This is a genomic window from Caballeronia sp. LZ033 (genome assembly GCF_031451265.1).
Classification (GTDB): Bacteria; Pseudomonadota; Gammaproteobacteria; order Burkholderiales; family Burkholderiaceae; genus Caballeronia.
Window position 1 is genome coordinate 479,225 of record NZ_JARUXQ010000002.1, and the last position, 14,025, is coordinate 493,249.

12 protein-coding genes and 1 pseudogene are annotated in these 14,025 nt (G+C 64.4%); 4 read left to right on the plus strand and 9 right to left on the minus strand.

The features are described from left to right. Window positions 1–17: 17 nt before the first annotated feature. From QCE62_RS17635 to QCE62_RS17645, 3 genes are all read right to left on the minus strand, one after another. Complete coding sequence (locus tag QCE62_RS17635; protein WP_309920989.1) at window positions 18–833, minus strand: IclR family transcriptional regulator; 816 nt, start codon at window positions 831–833, stop codon at window positions 18–20. Between the two features lie 152 nt (window positions 834–985). Then, complete coding sequence (locus QCE62_RS17640) at window positions 986–1,663, minus strand: M15 family metallopeptidase (RefSeq protein WP_309920993.1); 678 nt, start codon at window positions 1,661–1,663, stop codon at window positions 986–988. 167 nt (window positions 1,664–1,830) lie between these two features. Further along, window positions 1,831–2,574 carry a hypothetical protein gene (locus tag QCE62_RS17645; RefSeq protein ID WP_309920996.1) on the minus strand — a complete coding sequence of 248 codons (744 nt, stop codon included), beginning with the start codon at window positions 2,572–2,574 and terminating at the stop codon, window positions 1,831–1,833. Between the two features lie 285 nt (window positions 2,575–2,859). Between QCE62_RS17645 and QCE62_RS17650 the strand changes: the two genes are divergently transcribed. Beyond that, complete coding sequence (locus QCE62_RS17650) at window positions 2,860–3,798, plus strand: LysR family transcriptional regulator (RefSeq protein WP_309920998.1); 939 nt, start codon at window positions 2,860–2,862, stop codon at window positions 3,796–3,798. 33 nt (window positions 3,799–3,831) lie between these two features. On the opposite strand, the gene QCE62_RS17655 is transcribed toward QCE62_RS17650, so the two are convergent. Then, window positions 3,832–6,111: a phosphocholine-specific phospholipase C gene (locus tag QCE62_RS17655; protein WP_309921002.1), complete on the minus strand. Its 2,280-nt coding sequence runs from the start codon at window positions 6,109–6,111 to the stop codon at window positions 3,832–3,834. Between the two features lie 42 nt (window positions 6,112–6,153). On the opposite strand from QCE62_RS17655, the gene QCE62_RS17660 reads away from it, so the two are divergent. Continuing rightward, window positions 6,154–6,324 (plus strand): hypothetical protein, encoded by a 171-nt coding sequence (locus QCE62_RS17660; RefSeq protein WP_309921004.1) that lies wholly within the window; start codon window positions 6,154–6,156, stop codon window positions 6,322–6,324. 219 nt (window positions 6,325–6,543) lie between these two features. On the opposite strand, the pseudogene QCE62_RS17670 reads toward QCE62_RS17660, so the two are convergent. The 5 genes and pseudogenes from QCE62_RS17670 to QCE62_RS17690 all read right to left on the minus strand — a co-directional run bounded on the left by QCE62_RS17670 (window position 6,544) and on the right by QCE62_RS17690 (window position 12,219). Next, window positions 6,544–7,877 (minus strand): annotated as a pseudogene (locus QCE62_RS17670) (2-hydroxycarboxylate transporter family protein). Between the two features lie 24 nt (window positions 7,878–7,901). Beyond that, window positions 7,902–9,266 carry a TIGR00366 family protein gene (locus tag QCE62_RS17675; protein ID WP_309921011.1) on the minus strand — a complete coding sequence of 455 codons (1,365 nt, stop codon included), beginning with the start codon at window positions 9,264–9,266 and terminating at the stop codon, window positions 7,902–7,904. A gap of 28 nt (window positions 9,267–9,294) precedes the next feature. After that, window positions 9,295–10,104: an amidohydrolase family protein gene (locus tag QCE62_RS17680; protein ID WP_309921015.1), complete on the minus strand. Its 810-nt coding sequence runs from the start codon at window positions 10,102–10,104 to the stop codon at window positions 9,295–9,297. Between the two features lie 16 nt (window positions 10,105–10,120). Next, window positions 10,121–11,311 carry a CoA transferase gene (locus QCE62_RS17685; protein WP_309921019.1) on the minus strand — a complete coding sequence of 397 codons (1,191 nt, stop codon included), beginning with the start codon at window positions 11,309–11,311 and terminating at the stop codon, window positions 10,121–10,123. Window positions 11,312–11,325: 14 nt separating this feature from the next. Next, window positions 11,326–12,219: a CoA ester lyase gene (locus QCE62_RS17690; RefSeq protein WP_309921022.1), complete on the minus strand. Its 894-nt coding sequence runs from the start codon at window positions 12,217–12,219 to the stop codon at window positions 11,326–11,328. A 109-nt stretch (window positions 12,220–12,328) separates the two neighbouring features. On the opposite strand from QCE62_RS17690, the gene QCE62_RS17695 reads away from it, so the two are divergent. Together QCE62_RS17695 and QCE62_RS17700 are read left to right on the plus strand one after the other, a co-directional pair. Further along, window positions 12,329–13,216 (plus strand): LysR family transcriptional regulator, encoded by an 888-nt coding sequence (locus QCE62_RS17695; protein ID WP_309921025.1) that lies wholly within the window; start codon window positions 12,329–12,331, stop codon window positions 13,214–13,216. Between the two features lie 149 nt (window positions 13,217–13,365). Beyond that, the gene (locus QCE62_RS17700; protein WP_309921027.1) at window positions 13,366–14,010 is read left to right on the plus strand and encodes a TetR/AcrR family transcriptional regulator; all 645 of its coding nucleotides are present in this window, start codon (window positions 13,366–13,368) and stop codon (window positions 14,008–14,010) included. Window positions 14,011–14,025 lie beyond the last annotated feature (15 nt).

Genomic DNA, 14,025 nt, shown 5'->3' on the forward strand with positions numbered 1-14,025 from the left:
GACGAACGCGCCCGAAGTTATGCCGACATGCTCACTGCGTAATTGGGACCCTGCATGGCGCGGCGAAGCATCGGCGACACGCCGCTGGCTTCGGACAGTTCAGCCGCCGTGGACATCAACGCCGGCACGAGCGCGCTCATGCGCTCTTCGGTGAGACGCGACATCGGGCCTGCGATGATCAGGATGGCGCGCACTTCGCCGGTCGGCGTCCGCACCGGCGTCGCCATCGAACTCATGGCCGGAAGGAACATGTCCTGGGTGGTGGCAAAGCCGTTGGCGCGCGCGGTTTCGATGAGCGGCAGCAGCGCCTTGAAGGTGGTCGGCGCGCGCGGGCCGAAGTCCGATGGCGCGCCGAAGCCCTGTCTGGACACCAGGCGCATGGCTTCTTCGTCGCTCATGCCGGCCATCCACACGATGCCGGCGGCGCTGCATGACAGCGTGACGGGCCTGCCCATCTCGGGATCGTAGCGAATGCCCTGGCGCGCGCCCTGGGCCTTGGCCACGTAGATCAGTTGCTCGCCGTCGAGGATGGCGAGGCGGACCAGTTCTTCCGAAGTCGACGCGAGCCGTTCGAGGATCGGCTGGGCAACGTCCACGACGCCGCCCGCGCTCAGGAAACGCAGCCCGAGCGACGGCAGTTTCATCGTGAGCATGAACTCGCCGCGCCGTTCGTCCTTGCGCACGTAGTCCTGTTCCATCAGGTCGGCCAGCAGCCGATGCGCGGCGCTGACGGGGACATCGAGCGCGGTTGCGACTTCGGAAAGCGTCCTGCCTTCCGGCGCGTTCGCCAGCTCTTCCAGTACCCGCAGGATTCGATCCGCCACCGCACTCATGCTGTCCTCTCGCTTGGTCCGGCAAACGGCTCCTGCCGCTTTCACCGCGTGCGCACAGTATATTGGAAAGAATTTGCGTTTTGCAAAGACTTTCCAGAATTGCGAGATTGGGGTTTGTACGAGGGATGCGAGGCGCCGTTTGCGCTGGGAGGCTAGACGCGCACGCCTTCTACTTCGAACTCTTCGACCGGCCCATAGACTGCATGCGGCTTGCCGGAGACCACGGCCCAGTAACGGTCGCCATAGGACCAGTGCCACCATTCGGACGGATAGTTCACGAAGCCGGCGGCGCTCATGGCATCGCGCAGAATGGCGCGGTTGCGGGCGGCTTCACGCGTGATGAAGGCGCTGTCAGTGAAGCAGGCGCCCGATGACTCGGCGTCGTTGGCGTTGAGGACGGTGCCCATGTCGACGTGACCGCCATCGATATGCTGCAAGCTCAGGTCGATGGCCGCGCCCGTCGGGTGGCCGCCCACTTCCGGCGGCGCGACCCATTGGCTGACTTTCTCGTAGAGGGCATCGCCATCGAGCCAGGGATAGTCGCGCTTGAGTACGTGGGTGTAGTCGCGGAAGTAGCTGCGCTGTACATCGAGCGACCGGTACGCTTCGACCACCAGCAGCCGAAGGTGCGGCGGAAGGCTCCGTGCCGCCGTGACGAGCCGCTTCGCCACATCATGCCGTGACCAGCAGAAATAATCGCCAGCGCTGGAAATGAGCTGGCGGCTCATGTCCACGGCAATGCGCTCATGAATGCCTTGCAAGTTCACGAAAGCTTCACCGCACTCAATGTATTCCATTCGTTTTATGCTTGGGTGCGCCAGTGTCAGCATTGAAGATTCCTTTAGCGTGAATGAGTTTCTTGTTTGAATCTCCAGTCGATCATGGTTTCTTCGCGCATTGTTCGTCAATAGCGTGATTCACGCGTGCGCTGCTCGGCGCACATAACGAAAATGTAGGGAAGCGCGACAGCCCTGCTTATTCGGACTGTCGTCATGCCTTATTTGGTGGCGGCAACCACGAATGCATCCGAGCGGTCTGCCAGCGTCAGTGCGCCCAGCAGCTCGCTGTTGTTGAAGAACACCGCGCCCGTCACGGTCGCGCCCGGATACAGGCAAGGTGCGGCACCGAACGTAATGGTGGCGTCGAGTACGTTCTTGTCGCCGTGCGGGCGGGTCGTTCCGGCATAGGTGCAGCCGCTCGGTCCGGCGCCCTTGATCGAGCCGTCCAGGCCGATGGTGAAGCTCGTCGCTTCGCCGCCGCGCGTGGATCCGGCCGCGCCCGAATAGGTGCCTGCGACTGCCGGGAGCGTGATAGGGCGTTCATAGGCGAAGTCGTACACGAGGTTGAAGGTGCTGCTGCTCTGTTTCGCCGCGCTCGTGTACAGCGCGCCCTGGATGCTGTTGCGCCCGTTATAGCCGGCGAGCACCGGGGTGTCGCTGGTGCGGCCGCCAGTGATGTCGAAGGTGCGTGCGTTGTCGGACTGGAAGGTGCCGTGAGAGGCAGTCGCCGTGCCTTGCACGAGGCCGAAGGTGTTGCTGGCCGTATCGACATAGACGAAGTAGAACGCGCCGCTGTCGAGCACTGCGCCGCCGATCGTGTGGCCGTATGCGTCGCTGCCGGAATAGAGACCTTGTGCGGCGTTCGGTGCGGGCGTGGCTGGCGCGGCATCCGAACCGCCGCCGCCTCCGCCACATCCTGCCAGGACCAAGGTAAGCGCGGAGAGGGCAACGACACGTTTCATGCTGGTTTTTATCGAGTGAGTTTGCCCGTGCGGCAAACGTTGTGAGGAGGCGATGACTCGCCGTTCTGGCGGATAACGGCAGTGCGCGGCCGAACTTGAGCGAGGCCGGATTCCGGCTATCGTTTGTACGGCATTGCACGGTTAAAAACGGACTTTGCCTTGAACAATGATTCATTGAACAATCGAAAATGCGGCGAGTTGTATTGCGTATTCAGCAAGAGAATTCAAGGCGTTTATCCAGATATTGGTGATAACATTTCAACCACTTGAGTTTTGAGAATCACGTTGAGCACATTCGGCGAAAATAGTCGTGAAAAATCGCACCGACTGGTTGGTTGGCTCAAGTTTCGTCATCTGCAAATTCTGGTAACGCTTAAGGAGTGCCGCAGCCTGAATGCGGCGGCGAAGCAGCTCAATGTCACGCAGCCGGCATTGAGCAAGACGCTCGCGGAAATGGAGCAGACCTTCGGCGTGGCGCTGTTCGAGCGGGATTCCCGCGGTGTCGTGCCCACGCAATATGGCGAAACCGTCCTGCGAGGCGCCAAGCTCCTGCTGGATGATCTCGAACGCCTGCGCCGCGAAACACTCAGCGATCACCCGGACCTCCTGATCAAGATCGGTGCGGCGCCCTTCATTGCGCAAGGTTATCTGCCCGTCGTCTTTCGCGAACTCACTCGCTCGAATCCCCAGTTGCGCGTCAGGCTCAAGGAAGCGCACGTACCCGAATTGCTGTTTCGGCTGGAACAGGGCGAACTGGATGCGGTCATCACGACTTTCGCGCTTCCCCGTTCGGCCGTGAGATCTTTTCAGTTCCGGAAACTGTTCACCATGAATCTCGTGGTGATCGCTTCCGTGAACGATCCCTTGACGCAGCTCGATGAAGTACGGTGGGACATGCTCAAGGACAAGCGCTGGGTCCTGCCGCCATCGGATTCCATCGTCGGCAACGCCGTTGCCGAGATGTTCGTGCTCGAAGGTCTGCCGCCGCCGGTTCCGGTGATCGAGTCGCAGCAGCCCTTGACGAACCTGCAAATGGTGGCCGACGACGTCGGCGTGAGCGCATTGCCCTCGCTCGTCTTGCTGAATCAGGCGGTGGACGAACAAGTCAGGATCCTCAACATGACGCCCCGCCTGCCTCCATGGCCCGTGGCGCTGATCCATCGCCGGGGCGAGCCCGCGCAATGGCTGCCGCTGCTGCTCGATGCGCTGAACGAAGAAGAATGAAGCCGGCGCCCCGCGCCGGGCGCCGTGTGCTCATCAAGCGCCCGTCTTCATCCCCATGGCCGGGTCGGAGACGAGATCCTTGCCATTCTCGATCCGTCCCGCGAAGCGCCGCCTGAATGCGGCTGACGTGCTGCTCGTCACCGTGAAGTCGTACCAGTTGCCGCTGTCGGTCACCGGCCAGCTCAGTTCGCCGATGCTGTTGGCCGCAACCGTCTTGCTCCACGGTCCATCGGTCCGATAGGCGAGTGCGGCGGCCGTGAAGGTCACGGGCTGGTTGCCGCGGTTATGCAGCTTCACGCTGACAGATGTCGCATCGCACGGCAGATAGCAGACCTGGATCTCGGGGTTCGCCGCCGCGCTCACTTCGTTCAGGTTGCCGACGAACTCGCGGTGATAGCCGTTCGGACCGAGCACCCAGAGATCGTAGCGGCCGTTGTCGGCGGCGGGCACGGTCCAGGTTCCCGTCAACGACTTGCCCGCCTCGACCACATAGCGGCGCGGCACGAGATCGAGATGATTGCGGTCGTACACGTGGAAGACCGCGCCCACGCCGCTCGCGCTGCCGTTGGCGAACTCCAATGCGATGCCGCCCGAACCCGCGCTGATATGCGCCGTCGTATGCAACTCGTAGGGCAGGGCACGCGACGGGCGCGATCCCGTGGCCTGAGCGGGCACCGCCGATGCCGCCGTCGCCGCAGGAACGGCAATCGCCGCAGACGCTGCCTGCGAGGTGGCGAGCGAATCGGCGGAGTCTTTTGTGGTGCGTCCCGACAAGGCCGCCAACGTAGCGCTGTTCGGGCTCACGAAGTCGAAGCACGACGTCAGGTCCCCGCACACGGCCCGTCGATAGCTGCTGATCTGCGGCTCCACTACGCCGAAGCGCTTCTCGAGAAACATCAGCGTCGAGGTGTGATCGAAGACCTGCGAGTTCACGAAGCCGCCGCGGCTCCATGGCGAGATCACCCACATCGGCACGCGCGGCCCGGGGCCGTAGGGCCGTCCGTCGCTGGCGGGCTGCTTGCTCGTCGCCGGCGTGAAGTTGTGGTATTCGGGCGCCATTTCGATGTCCGACAGCGTGCTGGCGCCGGCCATCGAGTTATCCGCCGCATGCGACGGCGCGCTCGGCGGCGGCACGTGATCGAAGAAGCCGTCGTTCTCGTCGTAATTCACGAGCAGCACCGTCTTGCTCCACACCTCCGGATTCGCGGTGAGGGCGTCGAGCACTTCCTGCACGTACCAGCCGCCTTGCGTCGGGCTGGACGGCCCCGGATGCTCGCTGTACACCGAAGGCGGGATGATCCACGAGACGGCCGGCAGCGTGCCTTTCTGAATGTCGTCGCGGAAGGTTTCGAGGAAGCCTTGCGGCATGGTGTTGCCGAAGCCCTTCGCGAGCGGGCTCAGCGGGTCGTCGATGGAGGCATCGTAGAACGGACCGGCCGCCGTCACCGCCTGCGTGATGTCCGTGCTCGCGACATACAGCGGCCGCCGCTCCGCCGGCATCTGCTCGATGGCCGCGCGCCAGTGGCGGAAGCTCATCATCTCGTTGCAGCCGAAGTTGTCGATCAGGCTCTGATAGACCTTCCAGCTCACGCCGGCCGACTGCAGCCGGTCCGCATAGGTCGTCCAGGTCCAGCCGTCCGTGGATGCGCCCACGTCGTTGCCGCCGTTGAATTCATTGTTGAGCGCGGCCACCCTGACCGGCACGTTGCCGCCCGGCGTCACGCCGTTGGGGCCGTTCGTACCGGTCCAGTAGAACAGGCGATTGGCGATGGTGCCGGTATGCATGCCGCAGTGATAGGCGTCGCATAGCGTGAAGGCATCCGCGAGCGCGCGATGGAACGGCACTTCGACGGTCTCGTAGTAACCCATCGACAAGGGCTTCTTCGAAGTGGGCCATGCCGCCATGCGGCCATTGTCCCAGGCCGCTTGCGCATCGGCCCAGCTGTGCGGCGTGCTGCCGGCGCGCTGTGCGTTGCCCTGGCTTTCGTCGAGATGATAGGGCAGCAGCGTGCTGGTGGCGCCGCCATTGGTATAGCTTTGGTAGAAGACGTTCGAACCCGTCGGCGACGGAATCGCGAAGCGGTCGCCATAGCCGCGCACGCCCTTGAAGGTGCCGAAATAGCTGTCGAACGAACGGTTCTCGAGCATCAGCAACACGACGTGCTGCACGTCCTTGATGGTGCCGGTGACGTTGTTCGCATCGATGGCGAGGGCACGGCGGATCGCGGGCGGAAAGGTCGAGAGCACCGCTGCCGATGCGACCGTGCCGAGCGACGAGCGGAGGAAGTTTCTCTTCGATGGACTGAAAGTCATGCGTTCTTGTGGGCTCGTTATGGGAGAGGCGGGAGGGGCGGCGTGGCTCAGGGAGCGGGTGCGCAGTGGCTGGTCTTGCAGGTGGAAGCGTCGCTGGACGCAGGCGCATCGGAGCCTGAGTCATGTCCTCCGCAGGCTGTCAGCACGAGCGTGGCGCAAACGATTGCACTCGCGAGCAGCGGCCTGCCCGGCTTGAAGAAGCGGGTCATGTAGGTGGTCTTGAGGTGAATGGAGCGGGTTGATCGACGGACGACACGAGCTTGAGGACAAGCTTCGTGCCGATGGAATCGGGCGCCTGATTCAGACCGTCAATCTAGCGGGGTTTTCTTGCAGAAATGTGAAAGGTGCGGAAAGTGGTTTCGTAAAGACGGGATAAGCGAAGGTCAAGCTGGCGCGGGGAAGCGCCAGGCGAGCGAAATATCCTTGCAGCGGCTAGTGCAGCCAGGCGAAGGCCGCGAGCGCGATCATGACCGTGATCGCGCCGCCGATGCGCGTGGCGATCTGGGCAAAGGGCATCAATTCCATGCGGTTGGCGGCGGTCAGGATGGCGACGTCGCCGGTGCCGCCGAGGCCGCTATGCGTGGCGTTGACGATGGCCGCCTCGACCGGATACATGCCCATGCGGCGCGCGACGAGGAAGCCGGTCAGCGTCAGCGTGAGCACCGTGGACACGGCCGTCACGATGTTGACCCAATGGAACGCGGCAACGATCTCGCCCCACGGCGTCATCGCAACGCTGATCGCGAACATGAGCGGATAGGTCACGGCGGTGGAGAAGAAGCCGTACATGAAGCGCGCGCCGCCGCGCACGCGGGGCGACACGAGCTGGAAGAACTGCGCCGCGACCACCAGCACGAGCATCACGACCGGCGCGGGCCAGTCGAGTATTGATGGCTCAGCACGCCCACCAGATACAGCGCGATGGCCGTCGCGCCCGCAGCCGCGACCGAACTGACATCGAACTCGAAGGAGGGTGCGCGGGCTTCGGTGACGTCGTCGTCGGCCTGGGCGAGTGTCAGGCGCCCATTGCCGGTGAGCTGCGGACGGCGTGTGCCGAGATAGCTCAGGAGACCCGCGCAGCAGATCGCCGCGATGTTGCCGAGCATCACCGCCGAGAGCACCTGCGCGAACAGCGGCCCTTGCTCGACGCCGAGAATCTGCGCATAGCCCGCCGAGAGCGGCAGTGCGCCTTCACCGACACCGCCCGCCATGATCGGCACCACGACGAGAAAGAGCGCGTGCTTCAGGTCCAGTCCGAGCACCGTGCCGACAGTCGTGCCGACGAGCGCCGCCGCCACCGATCCCGCCGCCACCGGCACGAAGATCCGCACGAAGCCTTTGACGAGCGTCTGCCGGTCCATGCTCAGCACGCTGCCGACGATGATCGCCGCGATGAACAGATAGAGGAAGTTGGACTGCCTGGTGAAGGTCGTGACAGCCTTCGCGATGGGCGCGGGCATCAGGTGGTAGTACACCAGCATCGACGGGATGAAGGCCGCGAAGATCGAGGTCGCGCCGATGTGACGGATCCACGGAATACGCTTCGCCAGTTCGGCGCAGGTGAAGCCGCCCACCGCGACGAGCGCGATGCCGGTCGGCAGGTCGGCGGCGAGCTTGCCGTGCGCGGTCATCGCGCCGAGCACGAGGATCAGCAGCACATAGACCGGCAGCGGCAACGCGCCGATGCGCACGTCGAACACGCGCCACCAGCGTTCTTTCAGGCCCGGGCTCTCGCGCGTGGCGACCGAGGGTGCGGCGGACTTCATCGAGGGTTCTCCGTTCATCGCGGGTCAGATGAAAATGAGCAAGGCCGCACCATACACGATCAAACCCACGGCAAAGGTCATCACGGTGAAGCCGAGCACGCGCTGCACGCCGACGCCCGCCATCGCGACCACCGGCGCGGCCCAGAACGGCTGCAACATGTTCGAGACCTGCTCGCCCATGGCGACGGCCATCGTCGTCGCCGGCACGGATGCATGCAGCGCGACCGCCGCCGGCACCACGAACGGCCCCTGCACGGCCCAGTGACCGCCGCCGCTCGGAATGAAGAAGGTGACGATCACCGAGCAGATGTAGCTCCAGAACGGCAGCGTGTGCGCATTCGAGATCGTGATGAAGAAGTGCGAGATCACGTCGGGGAGGCCGGTGGCGTCCATCATGCCCATGATGCCGCCGTACAGCGGGTATTGAAGCATCATCGAGCCGGTCTGCTTCGCGGCGTTCTTGATGGCATCGGCATAGGCGAGCGGATAGCCATGGCAGATCACGCCGCCGATGAACATCACGAAGATCACCGCGTTCACGCCCGAGAACGGGATGTGCTGCACCTGCGCCAGCACGATCAGCGCAATCCCCATCACGCTGATGAACGCGCTGCCGAGCCACGAATGCTCGATGGCCTGCGCGAAGCTCAGCTTGCCTTCGGGACGCTTGCGCACCGGGGCGTCGGGATGCTTGTCGGTGTCGAGCACCACGGCGTCTTCGTCGCGCGGCTTGAGCCACGTGAGCACGAAGGGCATGACGACGAGCATCACGAGCGTCGGCACGAGATTGAAGCGCGTGAACACGGTCTCGCCGAACGGCAGCACCGCGCCCGTCAGCTTCTGCACGACGTTCATCGCGCTGCCTGGCGTCGATTGCGCCAGCGCGATGGAACTCGAAATGCCGCTGGCCCACACGACCCAGCCCGAGAACCCTGCCGCGACGATCCACGCGAAGTCCACGCGCAGGCGCTTGGCCACTTCGCGCGCGAGCAGCGCCGCGACGACCAGCCCCATGCCCCAGTTGAAGAACGAGGTCACGGCCACCAGCACGAAGGTCAGCGTGGCGGCCTGCGCGGGCGTGCGCGCGACCGACACGAGCGCCTTGAACAGGCGCTGCACCGGCGGCGCGTGCGCGAACGCATGGCCCGTGACGAGCACGAGCGTGATCTGGAACGCGAACGTGAAGATGCCGAAGAAGCCCTTATACCAGCCGCCGATCATGCCCGGCACGGACGCATGCGGCGCGAAGATCAGCGAGAGCACCGCGACGATCGCGGTGATGAGGATCGCGAGCACGAACGGGTCGGGAATGGTGCGCTCGAACAGCCGGATGGTGGCTTCGGTGAAACGGGTCTTGCGCACGGGCGTTGGCGCGGCGGTGGATTTCATGCGGTGTCTCCTGTGAGTCTTGTTCTTTTTAGATCGCGAAGCCGTACAACACGGCGGGGTTGGTGTCGAGAATGCGTTCCCGGGTCCTGTCGTCCTCGGCCCATTCGCCGAGCAGATCGAGCAGCATGGCGTCGTCGGGCTTGTGCGTCTCGGTCACGTGCGGCCAGTCACTGCCCCATACGAGACGCTCGGGCAGGGCATCGACCCAGGCGCGCGCCATCGGCGTGATGTCGGCGTAGCGTTGCTCCAGGCCCGCCGCCGAATCCAGATAAGGACCGGACAGCTTGATCCAGGCGCGGCCCGCGTCGGCGAGACTGCGCACGATGTCGAAGGCCGCGTGACGCACGCCGTCAGCGAGTGGCAGGCGCGCGCGGTGATCGAACACCATCGTCGCGGGCAGGCTGCGCAACAGCGCTTCGTGCTCGACGATCTGTTCCGCGGTCCAGTGCAGCTGCACGTGCCAGCCGAGTTCGGCGACGCGCCGCGCGAGCGGCTCCACCATCTCGAAGCCGACCGCCGCATTCGCCGCCGTGTAGAGCGTGAAGCGGATGCCGCGTATGCCGCCCTGGTCGAGCGCGGCGAGTTCGTCGTCGGTCACGTCCGGATGCAGCACGGCAATGCCGCGCGCATGCTCGATACCGAGCTGGCGGATGGCATCGACGGTGACGGCGTTGTCGGTGCCGTACACGCGCGGCGTTACGATCACGACCCGCTCCGTGCCGATGCGCGCCTGCACCCTGCGATACGCGGCGACATCGGCATCGGCGACGAAGCCGTGCGCGTCCGGCTGCTTCAGGAACGCGCGGTCATAGATGTGAATGTGGGAATCGCATTTCATCGCGGCAGGTCTCCGTTCACAGCACGGCGCGCTTCGCACGCAATGCTTCGATGTCCGCTTCGCTCAGGCCGGCTTCGCGCAGCAGCGCATCGCTGTGCTGGCCGAAGGCGGGCGCGGCGAACGGCTCGGGCAGCGGCGTCGCGCCGAAGCGCACCGGATGCCGGAAGCCGCGATAGCCGCCGAGGCCCGGATGCTCGAAATGCGTGACCATCTCTTCAGCGAGGACTTGAGGATCGTCGAACATGTCTTCCACGCTGCGTGCAGCGGCGCAAGGCACCGCGTCGCCGAAGCGCGCTTCCCATTCGAGCGCGCTGCGCTGCGCGAGCGCCGCATGCAGTTGCGGCACGATTTCATCGCGATGGATCGCACGCTTGCGCACGCTGTCGTAACGTTCGTCGGCGGCAAGCGCGTCGAGGCCGGTCAGCTCGCACAGCGACTTCCAGAAATGCGGCGTGTTCGCGGAAAGATAGAGATACCCTTCGCGCGTCGGATGAATGCCCGTGATGCCGCCCGAACGCATGTCGCGGCCTACGTCCTTCGGTTCGCCGTCGGCCCAGATGAGACGCGCGGACTGCATCGTCAGCGCACTGCGCAGCAGCGATACGCCCACGTACTGCCCTTCGCCGCTTTTCTCGCGCGCGAACAGCGCGGACGCCACGCCCGACGCCACCAGCGCCGCCGCGTAGTAATCCACCACCGAGCCGTACAGCACTTCGGGCGGGCCGTCGGCCGGGCCTTGCAGCGTACACATGCCGGTCATCGTCTGCAGGACCTGGTCGTAGCCCGCCTTGTCCTTGTTCGGACCGGTTTCGCCATAGCCCGTCACTGCGCAATACACGAGCCGCGGATTCACTTCGCGCAGCTGCTCGTAAGCGATGCCGAGCCGCGCCGGCACGCTCGGACGGAAGTTATGCACGAGCACGTCGGCCTGCTTCACGAGCGCGAGCAACACGTCCAGCGCTTCCGGCTGCTTCAGGTCGAGCGCGAGGCCGCGCTTGCCGCGGTTCACGCCGAGAAACGCGCGGCTTTCCGCTTCGAGCGTCGACGGGTACTTGCGCAGGTTGTCGCCCGTGGGCGGCTCGATCTTGATGACTTCGGCGCCCTGATCCGCCAGCAGCGTGCAGCCATAAGGACCGGCGATGTAGGCGCTCAGGTCGAGCACGCGCACGCCGGAGAGCGGCCCGCCGCGCCCAATGTTCTGTTCCATGAAACCTTCTCCTTTCAAATTCCCGCAACGGCGCGCTGCTCGTCGGAGAGCAGGCCGAGCCGCGCGGCGTCGCTGACCAGCACGCGCGCGCGTTCGACGAACGGCGGATCGATCATCCGGCCATCGACGACATACGCGCCGACACCTTTTGCATCCGCTTCGCGCGCGGCAACGACGACCCGCACCGCGTGCGCGATGTCTTCGTCGGAAGGACGGAAGACGTCGTTGGCAATCGCGATCTGGCTCGGGTGAATGCAGCTCTTGCCGATGAAGCCGAACGCGCGCGCCAGTTGCGCCTCCGCGCGAAAGCCGTCCGCGTCCTTGATGTTGGCGAAGGCGCTGTCGTAGGCGAAGACGTTCGCTTCGCCCGCCGCGATGCGCAGCGCGAACATCGCCTGTTCGATGGCCGCGTTCTCGCGCCGCGCAATGCCGAGCGGCTCGAACAGGTCGCCCAGCCCGAGTTGCAGCCCCGCGACTCGCGGATGCGCGGCGGCCAGCTCGGCGGCCTGGCGCAATGCGCGCGGCGACTCGACATTGAGCAGCAGGCCGATCGGCGCGCTCACGCCGTTGGCGCGTTCGGCGGCTTCCAGCGCGGCGGCGGCGGCCAGTACGTCGTCGGGATGTTCGGGCTTCGGCAGGTTGACGAGGGAGACGCCGTTGCGTGCCACTGCGTCGATATCGGCGGCGAAATGCGGCGTGGACAGCGCGTTCACGCGCACGATCAGCGTCTTGTCGCTCGCCAGGGCGTCGCTGCTTTCGAGCAGTACGCGCAAGTCCGCGCGCGCCTGCGGCTTGCGCTCGGGCGTCACGCTGTCTTCAAGGTCGAACGAGAGGGCGTCGGCGGCGCCGGCGAGCGCCTTGGCAAAGAGTTCCGGGCGCGATGCCGGCACGAAGAGCTTGCTTCTCATGTGTCTCCCAACTGTTCTGAACTGTATTTGCTTTATCAAACAGTCTACGCAGGCTCGGGTTTTAGATAAACTATCCGCGTCTATCTTCAAACAAAAGCAAATCTACGTTATGGAATCAGCGTTCCTTTCCAACCTGCTGCTCGTCGTCGATACCGGTTCGATGGCGGAAGCGGCGCGGCGCGTCGGCGTGACGCCGGCGGCGATCGCACAGCAAATGGCGTCGCTCGAACGTGAGCTCGGCATCACGCTGTTCGTGCGCTCGGGCCGCACGGTGATTCCGACCGAGGCGGGGCATCGCGTGATCGAGCGGGCGCGCGGCCTGGTTGCCGATATCGCGGATCTCAAGGCACACGCGCTGGAAGGCGAGCCGACCGGTGAACTGCGGATCGGCACCATCACGACGGCGCTGCTGAGTCTGCTGCCCGATGTGCTCGCCAACTTTGCGCGCGCCTTTCCGCGCGCCAAGGTGCTGATTCGCGCGGGCACCTCGATGGAGCTGTACGACACGCTGCAACGCGGCGATCTCGATGTCGCCATCTGCCTGCATCCGTCGTTCGCGTTGCCGAAGGCCTATGACTGGCACTTGCTGCGTGAGGAGCCGCTCGTCGTGCTGGCGCCCGGAAGACTGGCTCGCGAGGATCCGCATGAGTTGCTCCGGCGCGAGCCGTTCGTCCGCTATGACCGAACGCTAGGCGGCGGCAAGCAGGCCGACAACTATCTCCGGGCTGCACGCATCGTGCCGCGCGAACTGTTCGAACTGAATTCGCTGATGGCCATCGCGATGATGGTCGATCGCGGACTGGGCGTCTCGCTCGTGCCGGACATCGTTTCGCCGATGACCGCCGCGCTGTCCATTGCGCGCCTTGCTCTGCCGATGCAAGCAGAGCCGCGCCGCTTCGGCATGGTGTGGCAACGTTCGTCGCCGCGCGCGCGGCTGATTCAGGGCTTGCTGCGCTGCGCGGACGAGGCGGTCGCGGCGAGCATTGCGAAGGGGTGAACGAAGGAATGATCAGCCATAGGAGAACGTCTTGTCACAGAGACGTCAAGGCAGCAACAATCCGCATGCATACTTTGACTAACTGTCGAATGATGCGCGGCATAATGCAGATAATCCGTTTCCGGATTGATAACTGAGCGAGCGCTATCATGAGCGAACCAAAAATAAAGCGAGACCCGGAGGGAACACGGCGGCGCATTCTGGAGGCGGCCACCGAACAGTTCACCCGGTTCGGCCTGGCCGGCGCACGAGTCGACGCCATCGCCACCGCGGCCGAGACCAATGAGCGCATGCTCTATTACTACTTTACGAGTAAAGAAGGCTTGTACGTTTCGGTTATCGAAACAATGTATGGGCGCTTCGGAGAACGTGAAGTCAGTCTGGATCTGACGGGCCTGCCGCCTTCCGAGGCCGTGCGCAAGCTGGCCGAGTCCATCTGGGATCATCTGCGCGAAAACCCTCAATGGCTGAGTCTGATCAATAACGAAAACCTGCATGAAGGACGATACCTGGAGCGGTCGAGCACGCTGCGCGAAACCATCTCCCCGGTGATTGCCATCATGCGCGAGATCCTCGAGCGCGGCATGGCGTCGGGCGAGTTCCGGCCGGGCATCGATCCGCTCGACTTCTACATCACGGTAGTAGGCATGGGGTACTACGTGGTGTCGAACCGCTTCTCGATCAATGCGTTCATCGGGCGCAACTATAGCGAGCAGCCGCGTTACGAAGCCATCGCGGCGATGCATACCGACATGCTGCTGGCCTATCTCACTTCGCACAAGAAGACGCAATAAGCTTTGCCGGGGCGA